18 protein-coding genes are annotated in these 18,419 nt (G+C 61.8%); 4 read left to right on the top strand and 14 right to left on the bottom strand.

The window, feature by feature from the left end:
- Window positions 1-36 precede the first annotated feature (36 nt).
- Together C4K39_RS18420 and C4K39_RS18415 are read right to left on the bottom strand one after the other, a co-directional pair.
- Window positions 37-1,395: a glutamine synthetase family protein gene (locus C4K39_RS18420; protein WP_068575405.1), complete on the bottom strand. Its 1,359-nt coding sequence runs from the start codon at window positions 1,393-1,395 to the stop codon at window positions 37-39.
- Between the two features lie 38 nt (window positions 1,396-1,433).
- Window positions 1,434-2,216: a gamma-glutamyl-gamma-aminobutyrate hydrolase family protein gene (locus C4K39_RS18415; protein ID WP_068575404.1), complete on the bottom strand. Its 783-nt coding sequence runs from the start codon at window positions 2,214-2,216 to the stop codon at window positions 1,434-1,436.
- 278 nt (window positions 2,217-2,494) lie between these two features.
- Between C4K39_RS18415 and C4K39_RS18410 the strand changes: the two genes are divergently transcribed.
- Both C4K39_RS18410 and C4K39_RS18405 read left to right on the top strand, forming a co-directional pair.
- Window positions 2,495-3,871: a glutamine synthetase family protein gene (locus C4K39_RS18410; protein ID WP_068575403.1), complete on the top strand. Its 1,377-nt coding sequence runs from the start codon at window positions 2,495-2,497 to the stop codon at window positions 3,869-3,871.
- 142 nt (window positions 3,872-4,013) lie between these two features.
- Entirely contained in the window at window positions 4,014-4,652 is a 639-nt protein-coding gene (locus tag C4K39_RS18405) for a TetR/AcrR family transcriptional regulator (RefSeq protein WP_068575402.1), read from the top strand.
- Between the two features lie 4 nt (window positions 4,653-4,656).
- On the opposite strand, the gene coaA is transcribed toward C4K39_RS18405, so the two are convergent.
- From coaA to argE, 11 genes are all read right to left on the bottom strand, one after another.
- A complete protein-coding gene (coaA, locus tag C4K39_RS18400) occupies window positions 4,657-5,574 on the bottom strand; it encodes a type I pantothenate kinase (protein WP_068575401.1) in 918 nt (305 codons plus the stop codon).
- Between the two features lie 118 nt (window positions 5,575-5,692).
- Window positions 5,693-5,908 carry a TOBE domain-containing protein gene (locus tag C4K39_RS18395; protein ID WP_011064106.1) on the bottom strand — a complete coding sequence of 72 codons (216 nt, stop codon included), beginning with the start codon at window positions 5,906-5,908 and terminating at the stop codon, window positions 5,693-5,695.
- Window positions 5,909-5,996: 88 nt separating this feature from the next.
- The gene (gene ssuB, locus C4K39_RS18390; protein ID WP_068575400.1) at window positions 5,997-6,803 is read right to left on the bottom strand and encodes an aliphatic sulfonates ABC transporter ATP-binding protein; all 807 of its coding nucleotides are present in this window, start codon (window positions 6,801-6,803) and stop codon (window positions 5,997-5,999) included.
- Window positions 6,800-7,588: an aliphatic sulfonate ABC transporter permease SsuC gene (gene ssuC / locus C4K39_RS18385; protein WP_068575399.1), complete on the bottom strand. Its 789-nt coding sequence runs from the start codon at window positions 7,586-7,588 to the stop codon at window positions 6,800-6,802. The genes ssuB and ssuC overlap by 4 nt, the downstream gene beginning before the upstream one ends.
- Window positions 7,589-7,597: 9 nt before the next feature.
- Window positions 7,598-8,746, bottom strand: coding sequence for an FMNH2-dependent alkanesulfonate monooxygenase (gene ssuD, locus C4K39_RS18380; protein WP_068575398.1), 1,149 nt, complete (start codon window positions 8,744-8,746; stop codon window positions 7,598-7,600).
- A gap of 24 nt (window positions 8,747-8,770) precedes the next feature.
- The gene (locus tag C4K39_RS18375; protein ID WP_068575397.1) at window positions 8,771-9,736 is read right to left on the bottom strand and encodes a sulfonate ABC transporter substrate-binding protein; all 966 of its coding nucleotides are present in this window, start codon (window positions 9,734-9,736) and stop codon (window positions 8,771-8,773) included.
- 90 nt (window positions 9,737-9,826) lie between these two features.
- Complete coding sequence (gene ssuE / locus C4K39_RS18370) at window positions 9,827-10,420, bottom strand: NADPH-dependent FMN reductase (RefSeq protein WP_068575396.1); 594 nt, start codon at window positions 10,418-10,420, stop codon at window positions 9,827-9,829.
- Window positions 10,421-10,627: 207 nt separating this feature from the next.
- Entirely contained in the window at window positions 10,628-11,266 is a 639-nt protein-coding gene (locus C4K39_RS18365; protein ID WP_022641715.1) for a peroxiredoxin, read from the bottom strand.
- 275 nt (window positions 11,267-11,541) lie between these two features.
- Entirely contained in the window at window positions 11,542-12,867 is a 1,326-nt protein-coding gene (locus C4K39_RS18360) for an OprD family porin (RefSeq protein WP_124347133.1), read from the bottom strand.
- A gap of 495 nt (window positions 12,868-13,362) precedes the next feature.
- Window positions 13,363-14,661, bottom strand: coding sequence for an amino-acid N-acetyltransferase (gene argA / locus C4K39_RS18355; protein ID WP_068576058.1), 1,299 nt, complete (start codon window positions 14,659-14,661; stop codon window positions 13,363-13,365).
- Between the two features lie 136 nt (window positions 14,662-14,797).
- Window positions 14,798-15,955: an acetylornithine deacetylase gene (gene argE, locus C4K39_RS18350; protein ID WP_124347132.1), complete on the bottom strand. Its 1,158-nt coding sequence runs from the start codon at window positions 15,953-15,955 to the stop codon at window positions 14,798-14,800.
- Between the two features lie 158 nt (window positions 15,956-16,113).
- Here argE and C4K39_RS18345 point away from each other — a divergent pair, with 158 nt between their 5' ends.
- Complete coding sequence (locus C4K39_RS18345; protein WP_124347131.1) at window positions 16,114-17,481, top strand: CYTH domain-containing protein; 1,368 nt, start codon at window positions 16,114-16,116, stop codon at window positions 17,479-17,481.
- Between the two features lie 10 nt (window positions 17,482-17,491).
- Here C4K39_RS18345 and C4K39_RS18340 read toward each other — a convergent pair whose 3' ends face one another.
- Complete coding sequence (locus tag C4K39_RS18340) at window positions 17,492-17,962, bottom strand: Lrp/AsnC family transcriptional regulator (RefSeq protein ID WP_068576052.1); 471 nt, start codon at window positions 17,960-17,962, stop codon at window positions 17,492-17,494.
- A 124-nt stretch (window positions 17,963-18,086) separates the two neighbouring features.
- Between C4K39_RS18340 and C4K39_RS18335 the strand changes: the two genes are divergently transcribed.
- On the top strand, window positions 18,087-18,413 hold the full coding sequence (locus C4K39_RS18335) for an ACT-like domain-containing protein (RefSeq protein WP_068576050.1): 327 nt from the start codon (window positions 18,087-18,089) through the stop codon (window positions 18,411-18,413).
- Window positions 18,414-18,419 lie beyond the last annotated feature (6 nt).

The following is an 18,419-nucleotide window of genomic DNA, read 5'->3' as shown; positions in this document are numbered from 1 at the left end:
TGAAGGCGCCACCGCCGGACAGCGGCGCCCGGCGTATCAGACGGCGAACAACAGGAATTCCCTCTCCCAGGAACTGATCACGCGCTTGAAGTTTTCATGCTCGGCCCGTTTGACCGCGACGTAGCCGGTGATGAATTTGTGGCCCAGGTACTTCTCGATGGTCTTGCTGTTTTCCATCCGTTCCAGTGCGTCCTCGATGGTCAGCGGCAGGCGCAGGTTGCGGCGCTCGTAGCCACGGCCCACCACTGGCGCGCTCGGGTTGTGCCCCTCGACCATGCCGATGAAGCCGCACAGCAGGCTGGCGGCGATCGCCAGGTAGGGATTGGCGTCGGCACCCGGCAGGCGGTTTTCCACCCGGCGGTTCTGCGGCCCGGCATCCGGCACCCGCAGGCCCACGGTACGGTTCTCCTCGCCCCACTCGACGTTCACCGGCGCCGAGGTGTCGGGCAGGAAACGGCGGAACGAGTTGACGTTGGGGGCGAACAGCGGCAGCAGCTCGGGGATGAATTTCTGCAAGCCGCCAATGTGATTGAGGAACAGCTGGCTCATGGTCCCGTCTTCATTGGAGAAGACGTTCTTGCCCGTATTGATGTCGATGATGCTCTGGTGCAGGTGCATGGCACTGCCCGGCTCGCCGGTCATGGGCTTGGCCATGAAGGTGGCCGCCACATCGTGCTTGAGCGCCGCTTCGCGCATGGTGCGCTTGAACACCAGGATCTGGTCGGCCAGGGACAGGGCGTCGCCGTGACGGAAGTTGATTTCCATCTGCGCCGTGCCGTCTTCGTGGATCAGGGTATCGAGGTCCAGCTCCTGCAGTTCGCACCAGTCGTAGACATCCTCGAACAGCGGGTCGAATTCGTTGGCCGCTTCGATGGAGAAAGACTGGCGCCCGGTTTCCGGACGGCCGGAACGGCCCACCGGCGGCTGCAACGGATAGTCGGGGTCCTCGCTGCGCTTGGTCAGGTAGAACTCCATTTCCGGCGCCACGATCGGCTGCCAGCCATGGTCGGCATAGAGTTTCAGGACCTTCTTGAGCACGTTGCGCGGCGACAGCTCGATGGGGTTGCCCTGCTTGTCGTAGGTATCGTGGATCACCTGGGCCGTGGGCTCTATGGCCCAGGGTACGAGATAGACCGCGTTATGGTCGGGGCGACAGATCATGTCAATGTCCGCCGGGTCCAGCAGCTCGTAATAGATGTCGTCTTCGACATAGTCGCCGGTGACGGTCTGCAGTAGCACGCTCTCGGGCAGGCGCATGCCTTTTTCGGCGATGAACTTGTTGGTCGGCGAGATCTTTCCCCGGGTGATGCCGGTCAGATCGCCGATCATGCATTCGACTTCTGTGATCTTGTGGTCTTTCAACCAATCGGTGAGCTGGTCGAGGTTGTTACTCATAAATGCCTCTAGGCTGAGTTTCCTGACTCTCTATTAAGTCAGGCGTTGTATGACGCTTCGGCGTCGCGCTGTTTTGCCCGCTTGCGGCAGGCATCACCAAAAGCCCGGAAGATGGCCAGGTAGTGAGGATTGCAGCTTACCTGCCATTCGGGGTGCCATTGCACCCCCAAAGCAAAAGCCTTGCTCGCCTCGACGGAAACAGCCTCGATCAGCCCATCCGGAGCCCGGGCCTCGACCTTCAACCCCGGGGCCAGACGCTCGATGCCCTGGGCATGGATCGAGTTGACTTGGATTGTTTCCGGTAGCCCCAGCCCCGCCAGTACTCCATCGGCCTCGATGAACAGCTCGTGGGCCGGCGCATACCAGGCGTCCAGGGGTTGGCCGGGCACCTCGGCATGCCGGTGGTCCATGAACGGCGGCACCTGGTGCACGCTCTGGTGCAGGCTGCCGCCCAGAGCGACATTCATCTCCTGGAAGCCGCGGCAAATCCCCAGAACCGGGACGCCCGCCTCGACGGCGGCATCGAGCAGCGGCAGGGTGGCGGCATCCCGTGCAGAATCATGAGCAGTTCCAGGCTCGCTGGCCTGGCCCTGATAGTGGAAAGGTTCGATATTGGAAGGGGAGCCGGTAAAGAGGATACCGTCCAGACCGTCCAGAATATCGGACGGGGCAAGCAGCTGCGCCATGGATGCGAGGATCACCGGCAGGCCCTGGGCCGCGGTGGCTACTGCCTGGACATACTCGTCGCCACTGATGTGATAAGCGTGCGAACCGATCTGCCTAGAGCAGGCGGTGACGCCGATTAACGGCAGGCGAGACATGAAACACCCCGGTATTATTGATGTTATGGGTTTGGCCCGAGCTTAGCCTTGTTCATTTTTTTACACAACACCCCTGTAAAAGATACAACACAGCCTGTTCAAACCAAGGGTAGCCAGGGTGCCCGAACTCGCAAAAGCGCCCTGTTTTACTGCAAAAACACCCTGCCAGCCCTTTATTAGGGCAAAAAAGGCCTTGCTTGACTTCGGCATGCCGTTCGGGTTGACTGAAACCAGAAAAGATCAATGATTGATATTTTTAACAACAAAGGTGTTGCATCATGTCGGTACCCCCGCGTGCCGTTCAGCTGAACGAAGCGAACGCGTTCCTTAAGGAACATCCTGAGGTTCTGTACGTCGACCTTCTGATTGCGGATATGAATGGTGTGGTGCGCGGCAAGCGCATCGAACGCACCAGCCTCCACAAGGTTTACGAGAAAGGCATCAACCTCCCGGCTTCCCTCTTTGCTCTGGATATCAATGGCTCCACGGTGGAAAGCACCGGCCTGGGCCTGGATATCGGTGACGCTGACCGCATCTGCTATCCAATCCCCGATACGCTCTCCAACGAACCCTGGCAGAAGCGCCCCACTGCACAACTGTTGATGACCATGCACGAGTTGGAAGGCGATCCGTTCTTCGCCGACCCTCGTGAGGTCCTGCGCCAGGTGGTGAGCAAGTTCGACGAACTGGGCCTGACCATCTGCGCGGCGTTCGAGCTGGAGTTCTACCTGATCGACCAGGAGAACGTGAACGGTCGCCCACAACCGCCACGCTCGCCGATCTCCGGCAAGCGCCCGCAATCCACCCAGGTCTACCTGATCGACGACCTCGACGAATACGTCGACTGCCTGCAGGACATCCTCGAAGGCGCCAAGGAACAAGGCATCCCGGCCGACGCCATCGTCAAGGAAAGCGCCCCGGCCCAGTTCGAAGTGAACCTGCACCACGTCGCCGACCCGCTCAAGGCCTGCGATTACGCGGTGCTGCTCAAGCGCCTGATCAAGAACATCGCCTACGACCATGAGATGGACACCACCTTCATGGCCAAGCCTTATCCGGGCCAGGCGGGCAACGGCCTGCACGTCCATATCTCGGTGCTGGACAAGGATGGCAAGAACATCTTCACCAGTGAGGATCCCGAGCAGAACGCCGCGCTGCGTCACGCGATCGGCGGTGTGCTCGAGACCCTACCCGCGTCGATGGCCTTCCTGTGCCCGAACGTCAACTCGTACCGCCGTTTCGGTGCCCAGTTCTACGTCCCCAACGCTCCGAGCTGGGGCCTGGACAACCGTACCGTAGCGCTGCGCGTACCGACGGGCGCACCGGATGCGGTACGTATCGAGCACCGTGTGGCCGGCGCCGATGCCAACCCCTACCTGCTGATGGCTTCGGTGCTGGCGGGCGTGCACCACGGCCTGACCAACAAGGTCGAGCCAAGCACGCCAATCGAGGGTAACGCCTACGAGCAGGTGGAGCAGAGCCTGCCGAACAACCTGCGCGATGCCCTGCGCGAGCTGGACGACAGCGAGATCCTCAACAAGTACATCGATCCGAAGTACATCGATATCTTCGTTGCCTGCAAGGAAAGCGAGCTGGAGGAGTTCGAGCACTCCATCTCCGACCTCGAGTACAACTGGTACCTGCACACCGTCTGAACGGCCTGCAGCAAAGAACGCCGCGCAGCCCATGGCCCGCGGCGTTTTTTATGCCCGCGATCCGCAACTACGGCGCTCGGTTGCCGCTACAGGGAGCCCAATCCTCTGGCGTACAATGCCGGCTGTCCAACAGGAGACCCCGATGACGCGCACCGCCCCTCTTCGCAAGCCCCGTGCACGCAGCCAGGCCCGGATCGACTCGATACTTGACGCGGCCCGCACCCTGCTGGCCAGCGAAGGCGTGGCCAGCCTGTCGATCTACAGCGTGGCCGAGCGCGCGCAGATCCCGCCGTCGTCGGTTTATCACTTCTTCGCCAGCGTACCGGCCCTGCTCGAGGCCCTTACCGCGGATGTCCACGCCGCATTCCGCGCGTGCCTGCAAGCCCCGATCGAGCATGAACGGCTCGACGGCTGGCGGGACCTGTCACGCCTGGTGGAGCAACGCATGCTCGCCATCTACGCAGACGATGCCGCAGCCCGGCAGTTGATCCTGGCGCAACATGGATTGACCGAAGTCACCCAGGCCGACCGCCAGCACGATCTCGAACTGGGCGACCTGATGCACAAGCTGTTCAACCGGCACTTCACCCTACCGGCACTGCCACAGGACGTGGACGTATTCGCCCTGGCCATGGAGCTGGGGGACCGGGTGTATGCCCGGTCGGTGCAGCAACACGGGCAAATCACCGCCCGCATGGCAGAGGAAGGCATGCGGGTATTCGATGCCTACCTGGGCCTGTACCTGCCGCCGTACCTGCCCAAGCGCCCCACCCCGCTCTGAACGTTCAAGCCTGGCGCAGCGACAACCTGTCGATGCGGTGATCCAAAGTCTTGTGGATCACCAGGTTGGCCCGCTCCCGGGTGGGCAGGATGTTCTCCACAAGATTCTTCAGGTTCACCCGGTCCCAGGTATCGGAGGCCATGGCCAGCGCCTCTGGGTCGGACAGCCCCTTGAACTTGTTGAAGTAGGAGTCGTCCGACTGGAAGGCCGTGTTCTTCAAATAGACGAAGCGCTCCAGGTACCAGGTCTTGATGGCCTCCGGTGCGGCGTCGACATAGATCGAGAAGTCGATGAAATCCAGGGCATGCAGGCCCTGCCCCCGCTCACCCTGCAACACATTCAGGCCTTCGAGGATGATGATGTCCGGCGCCTCCACCGACTGCGCCTCGTCAGCCAGGATGTCGTAGCGGACATGGGAATAGATCGGGATCTGCGCGGCCTCGCCCCGCCGGCACACCGCCTGGAGAAACTCCAGGAATAGCGGCTCGTCGTAGGACTCGGGAAACCCCTTGCGATGCAGGATGTTCTTTTCCTGCAGGCTCGCCAGGGGCAAGAGGAACGAATCGGTGGTCACCAACTGCACGTTGGGCTTGCCCGGCCAGTAGGCCAGCAACGCGGCCAGGACCCTGGCGAAGCTGCTCTTGCCCACTGCGACACTGCCCGACACCCCGATGACATAAGGCACCTTGCCCCCATCCTGTGGCGCCTTGAGCGCCTGGACCTGCGTGGCATGCAGATGCAACAGGCGCGACAGCGGCAACAGGATCTGCCTGACCTCTTCTGACTCCATGGGCTGGGTCGGGCTGGTCAGCGTCTCCATCTCCGACGGCGACAGGCTCATGGGCTCCCCGGCCCGGAGAGCGGCCCAATGGTCGCGGTCGAACTCCAAGTACCCTGCGTTTGGACCCTGCTTTGTTGTCATGTCTGTACTGTTCAGGCCTTGCGAAAGCAGGGAAAGTATCAAATCTGACCGTTATTTACAGCGCCCATGAAAAAGCCCCGCAGGGCTCGCTCCCTCCGGGGCCTTGATACGACGGTGTTCACAACTTGGCGATCGACACCTCCGTGGACTTCACGAAGGCAATCACTTCACTGCCAATGGACAGCTCCAGCTCCTTGACCGAGCGGGTAGTGATCACCGAAGTGACGATCCCCGAGGCTGTCTGCACGTCGATTTCCGACAACACATCACCCTCGACGATTTCCTTGATGGTGCCCTTGAACTGGTTGCGAACATTGATGGCTTTGATGGTCATGGTATTTCTCCTGGGGTCGAAAAACAGAGCTGCACGTTTCAAGCGGCCAGCGGCAAGCCCAAGCACAACGCTCTTGCTTGCTGCTGCTCTACAGCGCCCAACGCAATTGCGTGGGCAGGGGTGAAACAGGTTCCGGCTCGGGCGGCGACCCGGGCAGCGACAACACGCGATTGAGCACCTCGGTCTCCAGCGCCGCCAGGCGATGGGAGCCGCGTACCCGCGGCCGCGGCAGCTCGACATGCAAGTCGAGGCCAACCTCGCCGTCCTCGATCAACAGCACCCGATCGGCAATCGCTACCGCCTCGCTGACATCGTGGGTCACCAGCAGCACGGTGAAGCCGTGCTGCTGCCACAGGCGTTCGATCAACTGCTGCATCTCGATTCGGGTCAGGGCATCCAGGGCCCCCAAGGGCTCGTCCAGCAACAACAGCCGTGGTTGATGGATCAGCGCCCGGGCCAGGGCCACGCGCTGCTTCTGCCCACCGGACAAGGCCGCCGGCCATTCATTGGCCCGATCCGCCAGGCCTACCGCCTCCAGGGCCTCCAGGGCCTGGGGCCGCCAGTTGCCCTTGAGCCCCAACCCAACGTTGTCGATGACTTTCTTCCAGGGCAGCAGGCGCGCCTCCTGGAACATCAAGCGAGTGTCCTCGCGCGCCTCGACCAGCGGTGCAGCACCGGCCAGCAACTGGCCGCCGCTAGGCTGGTCAAGACCCGCCAGCAAGCGCAGCAAGGTGCTCTTGCCACAGCCACTGCGCCCCACCACCGCAACGAACTGGCCAGCGGGAATATGCAAGTCGACTTCCCGCAGCACCTGTCGCGAGCCAAAGGTCTTCTGCAGTTTGCGTACTGCCAGCGGGATGCCCCGCAGCAGCCGTGGTGGTTGCTGGGCAGTCATTGCGCACCTCCCTTGACGACCTGATAAGCCGGGTGCCAACGCAGCCAGACTCGCTCCAGGCCACGTGCCGCAAGGTCTGCGAGCTTGCCCAGCACGGCGTACATGACAATCGCCAGGACCACCACGTCGGTCTGCAGGAACTCCCGGGCATTCATTGCCAGGTAGCCAATGCCGGAACTGGCAGAGATGGTTTCGGCAACGATCAGGGTCAGCCACATGAAGCCCAGGGCGAAGCGCACCCCTACCAGGATCGATGGCAAGGCTCCCGGCAGGATGACCTGGCGAAACAACGCGAAGCCCGTCAGGCCGTAGCTGCGGGACATTTCCACCAGCGCCGGGTCGACGTTGCGAATGCCGTGGTAGGTGTTGAGGTAGATCGGGAACAAAGTACCCAGGGCCACCAGGAAGATCTTCGCCGACTCATCGATACCGAACCACAGGATCACCAGCGGGATCAGCGCCAGGTGCGGCACGTTGCGGATCATCTGCACCGAGCTGTCCAGCAAGCGCTCACCCCATTTCGACAGGCCGGTAATGAAGCCCAGCACCAGGCCGATGCTGCCACCGATCAGGAAGCCCAGCCCGGCACGCCAGCCACTGATGGCCAGGTGGGTCCAGATATCGCCACTGCGTATCAGGCTGACCCCCGCCTCTATCACCGCGCTGGGGGCCGGCAGGATACGGGTCGACAGCCAACCCGCCGACACCGACAACTGCCAGGCCGCCAGTAACAGCAACGGCAGCCCCCACGGCGCCAGCCGATGCACTATGCGTTGTCCGTTCATGGCCGCACCTCAGCTCTGGGACGCGGCTTTGGGAATGATGTCGTTGGCTACCATCTCGCCGAACGGACTCACATAACCGGCAGCCTCCGGCAGCTTGGGCCGCTCGATGTCCAGGTGCGGGAACAGCAACTCGGCCACCCGGTAGGACTCCTCCAGATGGGGATAACCGGAGAAGATGAAGGTGTCGATCCCAAGGTCCGCGTACTCCTGCATCCGCGCCGCCACGGTCGGCCCGTCGCCCACCAAGGCGGTGCCAGCCCCGCCACGCACCAGGCCGACTCCAGCCCAGAGATTGGGGCTGACTTCCAGCTTGTCGCGACGACCGCCGTGCAAGGCCGCCATGCGCTGCTGGCCCACGGAGTCGAAGCGCGCCAGGGATGCCTGGGCCCGGGCGATGGTCTCGTCATCCAGATGGGAGATGAGTTTGTCCGCGGCTTTCCAGGCCTCTTCGTTGGTTTCGCGCACGATCACGTGCAACCGGATACCGAAGCGCACGGTGCGCCCAAGCTTGGCGGCCTTATCCCGCACTTGCTGGATCTTCTCGGCCACTGCGGCCGGTGGTTCGCCCCAGGTCAGCACCATCTCCACCTGCTCGGCGGCCAGGTCCTGCGCCGCTTCCGACGATCCGCCGAAGTACAGCGGCGGACGCGGTTGCTGCAAGGGCGGATAGAGCAGCTTGGCGCCCTTCACGCTGATGTGCTGGCCGTCGTAGTCCACGGTTTCGCCTTCAAGTACCCGGCGCCAGATGCGGGTGAACTCCACCGAAGCCTGGTACCGCTCCTCATGGTCGAGGAACAGGCCATCGCCCGCCAGCTCGTCAGGGTCGCCCCCGGTTACCAGGTTGAACAGGGCCCGGCCACCGGACAAGCGATCCAGAGTTGCCGCCTGACGCGCTGCCACGGTCGGGGAAATGATCCCGGGACGCAGCGCGACAAGGAATTTCAGACGCTGGGTCACCGGAATCAGCGAGGCTGCCACCAGCCAGGAGTCTTCGCAGGAACGCCCGGTAGGGATCAGCACGCCACCGAAACCCAGGCGGTCGGCGGCCTGGGCGATCTGCTGCAGGTAACCATGATCGACGGCTCGGGCGCCTTCGGCGGTGCCAAGGTAATGGCCGTCACCGTGGGTGGGCAGGAACCAGAAGATGTTGAGGCTCATGGAGTGGTCTCCTAAGGGGTCGGGTTACGGCGCTTTGGCCACGGCGGCGCCGGGCGTCCAGATCACGTCTTTGATGTTCAGGGGCTTGGGAATCAGCTTGAGCTGGTAGAAGCTGTCGGCGATTTTCTGCTGGGCGGCAATCACTTCCGGGGTCAGGAAGCCTGCGCCATAGCCCTGGCGCTTGACCGAGGTCAGGGTGATCTCGGGAGACAGCCCCAGCAGCGGCGCCACCTGATCGGTGACCTCCTGCGGGTTGGCCCTGGACCACTCGCCCACCGCCCGCACTTCTTCCACCAGGGTCTTGATCACCTCAGGGTGCTGCTGCGCATAGGGCTTGGTGGCCAGGTAGAACTGGTGGTTGTCGACGATGCCGCTGCCGTCACGCAGGGTTCGCGCTTGCAACTGCTGCTCGGCGGCGGCCTGGTAAGGGTCCCAGATCACCCAGGCATCGACGCTGCCACGCTCGAAAGCGGCGCGGGCATCGGCCGGCGGCAGGAACACGGTCTGGATATCGCTGTACTTCAGGCCGGCATCTTCCAGGGCGCGGACCAGCAAGTAATGGACGTTGGAGCCTTTGTTGAGCACCACCTTCTTGCCCTTGAGCTCCTGCACCGAGCGGATCGGCGAGTCCTTGGGCACCAGGATCGCTTCACTCAGGGGAGCCGGTGGCTCATAGGCCACATAGAGCAGGTCGGCGCCGGCAGCCTGGGCGAACACCGGTGGCGTCTCGCCGGTCACACCGAAGTCGATGGAGCCGACGTTCAGCCCCTCCAACAGCTGCGGGCCACCGGGAAACTCAGTCCACTGTACATCGACGCCCTGCTGCGCCAGGCGCTTCTCCAGGGAGCCCTTGGCCTTGAGCAGCACTAGGGTGCCGTACTTCTGATAGCCGATACGCAGGGTCTCGGCCTGGGCTTGGACAATGGCGCCGAAGGACACAGCCGCAGCAAACAGAGCGACCAGCCCGCGACGCAAAATGACAGGGCGCATGGCGCTCTCCTTTTTGCTGTGGGGTTTTGGCTGCACCTGCTTGCCCGTTGGCGGGCGAGTAAGGCCAGTAGTTCAGATCAATGACGTGGCTCAAATGCTCCAGCGAGCACTGAGCAGGCGTTCGTTCAACAGATTCGGGTCCAGCGGCTTGGGACGGCGTGCCAGGGCACTGTGGAACTGCTCCAGGGCTTCCTGCAAACGCAGCTCCAGGGCTTGGGCCAACTGCGGCTGGACGCTGCCTTCGCCGTAGGCGATCTGGCTATCCTCGGCAAAGATGCCCTGGAGCATTTCCTGGGCCTTGAGCGCCGAAAGCACAGGCTTCAAGGCGTAGTCCACCACGAGCATGTGGGCGATGCTGCCGCCGGTGGCCATGGGCAGCACCACCTTGTGCCTCAACGCGCCCTCGGGCAGCAGGTCCAGCAATGTCTTCAGGGCTCCGGAGAACGAAGCCTTGTAGACCGGAGTGGCGATCAGCAGGCCGTCGGCCTGTTCGATCTGGCGCAGCAGGTCGATGACCTTGGGGCTGTCGAAGCGGGCGTGAAGCAGGTCCTCGGCCGGGAAGTCCCGCACCTGGTAACTGACCACTTCCACACCTTGCTGCTGCAACCAGCGCTTGGCCAACTCCAGCAGCACTCCGGAACGGGAACGCTGGCTGGGACTGCCACCGAGAGAGACCACCAGCATGCAGGGGATTCCTTGAACGAATAAGGTGATTCGCGGGATGCGATCTCACCGGATGAGCAGACCTTAACAGTCTATTTTTATATCTATAAATCTTATTTATTCATTTGTTTATTCCACAAAAGAATATAAGAAGGTGCATTTACCAGGCGAAAAAAAAGGCCGTCGAAACGGCCTGAAAACCCCTGCTTTATGGATCTGTCATGCGCCTCAACGGTTGGGTTGTGGAGTCAGCCGCAGGTAGGGCTTCACTGCGCGATAGCCTTTGGGAAAACGCCGCTTGATCTCTTCCTCGTCCTTCAGGGACGGCACGATCACCACTTCGTCACCGTCCTGCCAGTTGGCCGGGGTGGCCACCTTGTAGTTGTCGGTGAGTTGCAGCGAGTCGATCACCCGCAGGATCTCGTGGAAATTGCGCCCAGTGCTGGCTGGGTAGGTGATGGTCAGGCGGATTTTCTTGTTCGGGTCGATGATGAACAGCGAGCGCACGGTCAGGGTGTCGCTGGCATTGGGATGGATCAGGTCATAGAGGTCCGAGACCTTGCGGTCGGCGTCGGCCAGGATCGGGAAGTTGACCCGGGTGTCCTGGGTCTCGTTGATGTCCTCGATCCAGCGGTGATGGGAATCCACCGGGTCCACCGACAGGGCAATGGCCTTGACCCCGCGCTGGGCGAATTCATCCTTGAGCTTGGCGGTAAAACCCAGCTCGGTGGTGCATACCGGGGTGAAGTCCGCCGGATGGGAAAACAGCACGCCCCAGCTATCACCCAGCCACTCGTGGAAACGAATCTTGCCGGCACTGGAATCCTGTTCGAAGTCGGGGGCGATGTCGCCCAGTCTGAGGCTCATGGGTGCTGCTCCTGTGAGTGCGTGATGACGCTACTCTGCCTCGGGCGCAGTTTATTTAAAAAGAATAAATATAGATTTATTAAGACCGTAAAGGAATATTAAAAATCTCTTCACTGGACTCGCAGGCACGCCAGGAACACCCTGGTACACAAGGTTCGAGAAGGCCTTGAGTAGCTGCAAGAAAGAGGGGAATTCAGGAAGGGCTCACGGGGGTGGGCCTGACTTGGAACGAAGCCTCGCCCGGCATTGCGCCGGGCGAGGTTTTTTATTACCGATTACAGCAGCGGGATCGAGTAGCTGACGATCAGGCGGTTTTCGTCCTGGGAACGGGTGTTCGCCAGGTCGGTACGCCACATGGCGTTTTTCCAGGCGAAGCCCAGGTTCTTCAGCGGGCCTTCCGGAATGACGTAGGCAACGGTCAGGTCGCGTTCCCACTCGGTCTTGCTGCCCAGGGAGGTATCGATGTTGTTGCCACGCAGGTAGACCGCGTTGGCGGTCAGGCCTGGCACGCCGACCTTGGCGAAGTCATAACCGTAGCGAACTTGCCAGGTGCGCTCGCCAGCACGGGCGAACTTCTGGATCTGCATATCGGTGATGGTGCTGTTGGACGAGCCGTCACCCTGGTTCAGCCAAGGGAAGTCGCTATCGCCCTTGGTGTACTGGTAGCCGGCACCGAAGGTGTGGCCTTCGACCGAGTACAGGGCCAGGTAGCTGTACAGGTCGTTGTCGACCTTGCCTTTGGTGACCTTGTCGCCGTAGTAACCCGTGGTGTAGTAGCCCGCGGTGTCGCCATTACGACCGTCGTCGCGGCTGCGGTAGTAGCGCAGGTCGCTCTTCAGGACGCCCGGGCCGATTGCCCAGTTGTGCACCAGGCCGAGGAAGTTCTGGTTGTAGAAGTTCTTCAGCTCACCGAAGTAGTACGAAGCCGTCAGATCCTTGGTGATCTTGTAGTCGGCACCGGCGTAGTAGAACTTGTTGCTGAACTCGCCTTTCGGGTAGTTCGAGCCAGCGTTGGCGCCCGCGATGGACAGGCCTTCGTTGTTGCTCGAGTTACGGCCCTTGGCGCGCTCGACCTGGCCTGCGGTCAGGGTCAGGTCCTTGATTTCGTTCGAGGTGATCTGGCCGCCCTGGAAGGTTTGTGGCAGCAGGCGACCGTCGTTGTACTTGATCACCGGGTTGTTCGGCAGCAGGGTACCGACCTTCAGCTCGGTCTGGGAAACCTTGACCTTACCGGTCAGGCCCAGGCTGGCGAAGTCATTGACCGCCTTGTTGCCGTCGCTTGGGAAGATGGTGCCGCCGGAAGCGGTGCCGCCAGAGTTGCCGCTCTTGGCCGGCGAGGAATCCAGGCGCAGGCCATACAGCGCAATGGCATCAACGCCGAACTGGACAGTACCCTGGGTGTAACCCGAGGTGAAACGCAGATCGAAGCCTTGGCCCCACTCTTCGTTCTTGTTCGGGCCAGTACCGTCACGGTTATCGGTGTTGATGTAGAAGTTACGCAGCCCCAGGGTGGCCTTGCTGTCTTCGATGAAACCAGCGGCGCCTGCCTGCTGCGCCAAAACCCCTACGGCCACAGCCAGGGCCAAGGTGGACTTGTTCATGTATCGCTCCTCTCGTTTTCTAATTCTTGTGGTTCCTGGCCCCAGATCGAAACGCCCGGGTGCCGCAGATGCGCGATTAGCGCCAGACCGTGACTGATAAGTCAATCGTAACGATCTGTGTCTTCGACCAATGTCTAATCGCAGTTATTTGGTCCATGCAGGTTAATGAATTCCTCATAAACCCAAAAAGAATTATTCCATTCTTTCTCATACCCTTCAGGAATAAAGCTCGCCATCCGCCAGCCAAAAGCTCCAGCGTAGACGCCTGCGAGCCTATTCCTGAAAAATATTTTCCCGCCGCTATTTCTTCCAGGCCCTCGGCCAGATCAATAAATAACGTCATAAGGGATCAAAAAAGCGACGCAATCATGGCTAAGAGCCTATCCTCCCGTCAATTTGTTACAGTTTTAGTATCGAAATGAAATTATTCTGAAATACACAAGGCCGCGCTTCGATTCCAAACCGAAGCGCGGCCTTGTCATTCCGGACACTATTTCACAGGGCTTTTTCGAAGATCTTCGAATTGCGCTGGTAGTTGTACAGCGAGGCTCGGGCCGATGGCAGGCGCTCGACACTGCTGGGCACGAAGCCACGCTCACGGAACCAGTGGGCCGTCCGTGTGGTGAGGACGAACAGCGTCTTGAGGCCCTGGGCCCGGGCACGAGTCTCGATCCGCTCCAGCAGCTCGTCGCCACGCTTGCCATGCCGGTACTCAGGATTGACGGCCAGGCATGCCAGCTCGCCCGCATCGGAATCGGCGATCTGGTACAGCGCCGCGCAGGCGATGATCATGCCTTCGCGCTCGACCACGCTGAACTGCTCGATCTCGCGCTCCAGCACTTCGCGGGAGCGACGTACCAGGATGCCCTGCTCTTCCAATGGGCTGATCAGCTCCAATAGGCCACCAACGTCTTCGATCGCCGCCTCGCGCACCCGCTCGAACTGCTCCTGGGCAACCAGGGTGCCGCCGCCATCGCGGGTAAAGAGCTCGGTCAGCAAGGCACCATCCTCGGCATAGCTGACGATATGGCTGCGCCCTACCCCACCCCGGCAGGCCTCAGCCGCCGCATCCAGCAACTCGGCCTGGTAGTTGGCGCCCAGGCGCTGCAAATGAGCAGGAACCTGCTGCGGGCGCAGTTCACGCACCAACTTGCCATCCTCGTCCAAAAGCCCTGGGTCTGCACCGAACAGCAGGAGCTTGTCGGCGCCCAGGTCGATGGCGGCACGGGTAGCCACGTCTTCACAGGCCAGGTTGAAGGTTTCCCCGGTAGGCGAGTACCCCAGGGGCGAGAGCAGGACGATGGAACGCTCGTCCAGCAGGCGATTGATACCCTTGCGATCGACCCGGCGCACCTCGCCGGTGTGGTGGTAGTCGACGCCTTCGAGCACACCGATCGGACGAGCGGTCACCAAATTGCCGCTGGCCACCCGCAAGCGCGAGCCCTGCATTGGCGAGGACGCCATGTCCATGGACAGGCGCGCTTCGATGGCGATACGCAACTGGCCCACGGCGTCGATCACGCATTCCAGGGTCGCCGCATCGGTGATCCGCAGGCCGTGATGGTAATGGGGCGTCAGGCCACGGGCGGCAAGGCGCGACTCGATCTGCGGGCGGGAACCGTGCACCAGCACCAGGCGCACCCCCAGGCTGTGGAGCAGCACCAGGTCGTGGACGATATTGCCAAAGTTGGGATGTTCAACGCCGTCGCCGGGGAGCATGACTACAAAGGTGCAGTCGCGGTGAGCATTGATATAGGGAGACGCGTGGCGGAGCCAATTGACGTATTCGGGCATGAACCTGAGCCTGTAAATAAAAAGCAGCCTATGAAAGGACGAAACGGAAAACGCACTGCGGGCTGATGGTTATCGTCGGAACAGGCTTGGCAACACGCTTACTCTCCTCATGGGTACGGACAGGAATACCGGCAATTTACTGAAATTGGGCCGGCGTCAGGCAGTAATGTTCAATCAATTCACGCAATAGCTGCACGGTAGGCTGCAAGCGTGACATTTCGAGGTACTCCCCCGGCTGGTGGGCACAGGCGATATCCCCGGGCCCCAGCACCAGGGTCTGGCAACCAAGGCGCTGAAGATAAGGGGCTTCTGTGCCAAACGCCACTGCTTCGGCACGATGTCCGGTCAAGCGCTCCGCCACTCGCACCAATTCGGCGTCCTCGGGCTGCTCGAACGGCGGTACGGCAGGAAACAGCGGGGCATAGTCGATCTGCACCTCGTGCCGTTCGGCCACTGGCCTGAGCCTCTGCCGGATCGCCTCGCGCAGGGCCTGCGGGTCCATGCCCGGCAAGGGACGCAGGTCGAACTCCAGAGAGCACTGGCCACAGATGCGGTTGGGGTTGTCGCCACCGTGGATGCAGCCGAAGTTCAGGGTCGGCTGCGGCACGCCAAATTGCGGATTACGAAATTCACGCTGCCACTGCAGGCGCAGGCCACGCAGTTCGCCGATGGCATCGTGCATGGCTTCCAGGGCGCTGCGGCCAAGGCTCGGGTCCGACGAATGGCCGCTACGACCGAGAATGTCGATACGCTCCATCATCACGCCCTTGTGCAAGCGGATCGGCTTGAGCCCGGTCGGTTCGCCAATCACTGCCGCTCGCCCCAGGGGACGTCCGGCGTCAGCCAGGGCCCGGGCTCCAGCCATGGAGCTTTCCTCGTCGCAAGTGGCCAGGATCAACAGCGGCTGCTTGAACGGCCGCTCGAGCAACGGCCTTACAGCCTCGATGGCCAGGGCGAAGAATCCCTTCATGTCGCAACTGCCAAGGCCGACCCAACGCCCATCGACCTCGGTCAGCTTCAGTGGATCGGTCTGCCACAGCGCCGCGTCGAACGGCACCGTGTCACTGTGCCCGGACAGCACCAGGCCGCCAGGGCCCGTGCCAAAGCTGGCCAGCAGGTTGAACTTGCCGGGGCTGACCTGCTGGATATCGCAGGTGAAGCCCAGATCGCCCAGCCAGCCGGCGAGCAGGTCGATGACCGGACGGTTGGACTGGTCCAGTGCAGGTTGGGTACAGCTCACCGAGGGGGCGGCGATCAGTGCGGCGAACTGCTCCTTCATGGACGGCAATGGCATGAGCTGGCTCCGGAAATCCCAAGACAAGGCCCATCATAGGGGCTGTTGCCCCGTCGAAGGAACCGCGGCGGCACCTCCAGGCGCCTTGTCCTGTACACTGCACGGCCTTGGCAGCCAATTTTCCCCCGGCTGCGCTCCCGATCCTGGATTGTCCGGCCATGCAGAAAGAAACCGAAATCAAACTCCGTGCCAGTCGCGAGACCCTCGTGGCCCTGCGCGAGCACCCGCTCCTGAAAAAACGCAACAAAAGTGGCTGGGAACGCCGTGAACTGATGAACCAGTACTTCGACACCCCGGACCGCGACCTGGCCCAGGCCAAGGTGGCCCTGCGCCTGCGCCGCGATGGCGATGTCGTGATCCAGACCCTCAAGACCCGTGGCCAAAGCGTCGCCGGCCTGTCCGAGCGCAACGAATACGACTGGCAGCTGCCCAAGGCCAAGCTCGACCTGAAGAAACTCGACGGCCAGTGCTGGCCCGAGGCCCTGGCCGAACTGGACAAGAAAACCCTCAAGCCGATGTTCACCACCGATTTCGTCCGCGAACGCGCGGAAATCGCCTGGGGCCGTGGCAAGGCCAAGGTGGTAATCGAGGCAGCCCTGGACCTGGGCCAGGTGATCGCCGGCAAGCACAAGGAAGAAATCTGCGAACTGGAGCTGGAACTGCGCGAAGGCGAGCCGGCGGCCCTGCTGGAGCTGGCAGCGGAGCTGGCCCTCACCCTGCCACTGATGCCCTGCGACATCAGCAAGGCCGAACGCGGCTACCGCTTGTTCGATGCCGGCAGCTATTCCCTGAGCCTGCCAGCCCCGCAACTGAGCGCCGAAACGTCGCTGGACGAAGCCTTCGCCGCCCTCGCCTGGCACCTACTGGGCAGCAGCCAGCGCCTGGCCGAACAGTACCGCTTCAACGGCCACTGGCGCCTGCTGCAGGATTGGGTGGACAGCCTCGCCGAATTGCGCGCCCTGGTCAGCAGCCTGGGCCAGGCCGCGCCACGCCAGTCCAGCGCCGAACTGCGCAGCGCCCTGGATGCCCTGCTGGAAGACTGGCGCCCGCTGGTGCAGGCCGGCCTGGATGACGAAGACGTGCGCAAGGCCGCTCCAGAGCAATTCATCGAAGAACTCCAGGACGTGCGCTGGGGCCTGTTCTCGCTGAACACCTCGCGTTGGCTGCTGGACCGTACCTGGGCCGCCGAGCGCAACACCCGCGGCAATCGCCAAGGGGCCGCCCAACTCTCCAGCTGGCTGCCGCGCCTGCTGGCCGATGAGGCCTCGTCCCTGCAACTGCCACGCTACCAGCAGCAGCCCGAAGACCTGGCCGAGCAACTGCCGCGTATCGAGCGCATCCAGGCCTGGCTGCACCATGCCCGCAGCGTGCTGGAAATCCCCGAGCTGGATCGTCTCTATGGCGAGTTGAACAAACTGGCACAACTGGCCAACGAGCCCATCACCGAGGACGCCCTGGTCGCCCGCAAGCAGCAAGCCATCGCGGTGTTCCAGAACCGTGCGTGGAAAACCCTGCTGCGCATGTGATCCACGGCGCTCAGCGCAATACCGGCAGGCTGGTGGTGGACTTGATCTCCGACAGGGCAACGATCGAGTTCACCTCCTGGATTCCCGGCACCATGGACAGCTTCTCGAAGAAGAAGCGTTCATAGGCCTCGATATCCGCCGCCACCACCCGCAATAGAAAATCCACCGCCCCCATCAGCACATAGCATTCCAGCACTTCCGGGAAACCACGGATCGCCTCGGTGAACTCGGTGAAGTTGGAGCGGCCGTGGGCATTGAGCTTGATCTCGGCAAAGATCTGCGTGTTCAGCCCGATCTTCTTGCGATCGAGCAAGGTCACCTGGCCCCGGATCACCCCCTCGTCCTTCAAACGCTGGATCCGCCGCCAGCATGGCGACTGGGACAATCCCACCTGCTCGGCGATTTGTGCGCTGGAAAGCGAAGCATCTTCCTGCAACAGCGCGAGAATCCGGCGATCATAAGCGTCCAGCTCGCTATGCATGATTAATCCTCAAATAGGCATATATGTGAATTATTCAATTCAATAAATATAAAAACAGACTCATCTTAGATAAGAAATACCCGGAATCGAATGTAAAAATTTCTCCACTCACCTGGAGATCGCCATGCCCCTTCTCGATACCCCTGGCCAATCGTTGCGCCCCGATGCCTGGAGCCCCAACCAAGCCCATTGCCGCGTGCAATACCAGCTACTGGCCGATATCGAAGCCGACATCCTGTGCCGGGTACTCAACCACTTCGCCTTGCAGTTCCTGATTCCGCAGCGAGTCTCGGTGCAGCAGCAAGAGTCGACCCTGCAGGTGGAGGTGGAACTCGATGGCTTGAGCTGGCATCGGGCCGGGGTCATCGCGGACAAGCTGCGCAACCTGATCAGCGTCAGCTCGGTTGAACTGGCAATGGTTGAGCCATCGCGCCTGCAAGCCGCAGGCTGATCCCCG

This window comes from Pseudomonas sessilinigenes (genome assembly GCF_003850565.1).
GTDB classification, from domain to species: Bacteria; Pseudomonadota; Gammaproteobacteria; order Pseudomonadales; family Pseudomonadaceae; genus Aquipseudomonas; species Aquipseudomonas sessilinigenes.
Note: the sequence above shows the minus strand (reverse complement) of the source record. Positions and strands in the feature narration are given on the sequence as shown.

Excerpts from the sequence above, each read along its gene's own strand:
- C4K39_RS18420 (WP_068575405.1), bottom strand. The coding sequence starts at position 1,395 with ATGAGTAACAACCTCGACCAGCTCACCGATTGGTTGAAAGACCACAAG.
- C4K39_RS18415 (WP_068575404.1), bottom strand. The coding sequence starts at position 2,216 with ATGTCTCGCCTGCCGTTAATCGGCGTCACCGCCTGCTCTAGGCAGATC.
- C4K39_RS18410 (WP_068575403.1), top strand. The coding sequence starts at position 2,495 with ATGTCGGTACCCCCGCGTGCCGTTCAGCTGAACGAAGCGAACGCGTTC.
- C4K39_RS18405 (WP_068575402.1), top strand. The coding sequence starts at position 4,014 with ATGACGCGCACCGCCCCTCTTCGCAAGCCCCGTGCACGCAGCCAGGCC.
- coaA (WP_068575401.1), bottom strand. The coding sequence starts at position 5,574 with ATGACAACAAAGCAGGGTCCAAACGCAGGGTACTTGGAGTTCGACCGC.
- C4K39_RS18395 (WP_011064106.1), bottom strand. The coding sequence starts at position 5,908 with ATGACCATCAAAGCCATCAATGTTCGCAACCAGTTCAAGGGCACCATC.
- ssuB (WP_068575400.1), bottom strand. The coding sequence starts at position 6,803 with ATGACTGCCCAGCAACCACCACGGCTGCTGCGGGGCATCCCGCTGGCA.
- ssuC (WP_068575399.1), bottom strand. The coding sequence starts at position 7,588 with ATGAACGGACAACGCATAGTGCATCGGCTGGCGCCGTGGGGGCTGCCG.
- ssuD (WP_068575398.1), bottom strand. The coding sequence starts at position 8,746 with ATGAGCCTCAACATCTTCTGGTTCCTGCCCACCCACGGTGACGGCCAT.
- C4K39_RS18375 (WP_068575397.1), bottom strand. The coding sequence starts at position 9,736 with ATGCGCCCTGTCATTTTGCGTCGCGGGCTGGTCGCTCTGTTTGCTGCG.
- ssuE (WP_068575396.1), bottom strand. The coding sequence starts at position 10,420 with ATGCTGGTGGTCTCTCTCGGTGGCAGTCCCAGCCAGCGTTCCCGTTCC.
- C4K39_RS18365 (WP_022641715.1), bottom strand. The coding sequence starts at position 11,266 with ATGAGCCTCAGACTGGGCGACATCGCCCCCGACTTCGAACAGGATTCC.
- C4K39_RS18360 (WP_124347133.1), bottom strand. The coding sequence starts at position 12,867 with ATGAACAAGTCCACCTTGGCCCTGGCTGTGGCCGTAGGGGTTTTGGCG.
- argA (WP_068576058.1), bottom strand. The coding sequence starts at position 14,661 with ATGCCCGAATACGTCAATTGGCTCCGCCACGCGTCTCCCTATATCAAT.
- argE (WP_124347132.1), bottom strand. The coding sequence starts at position 15,955 with ATGCCATTGCCGTCCATGAAGGAGCAGTTCGCCGCACTGATCGCCGCC.
- C4K39_RS18345 (WP_124347131.1), top strand. The coding sequence starts at position 16,114 with ATGCAGAAAGAAACCGAAATCAAACTCCGTGCCAGTCGCGAGACCCTC.
- C4K39_RS18340 (WP_068576052.1), bottom strand. The coding sequence starts at position 17,962 with ATGCATAGCGAGCTGGACGCTTATGATCGCCGGATTCTCGCGCTGTTG.
- C4K39_RS18335 (WP_068576050.1), top strand. The coding sequence starts at position 18,087 with ATGCCCCTTCTCGATACCCCTGGCCAATCGTTGCGCCCCGATGCCTGG.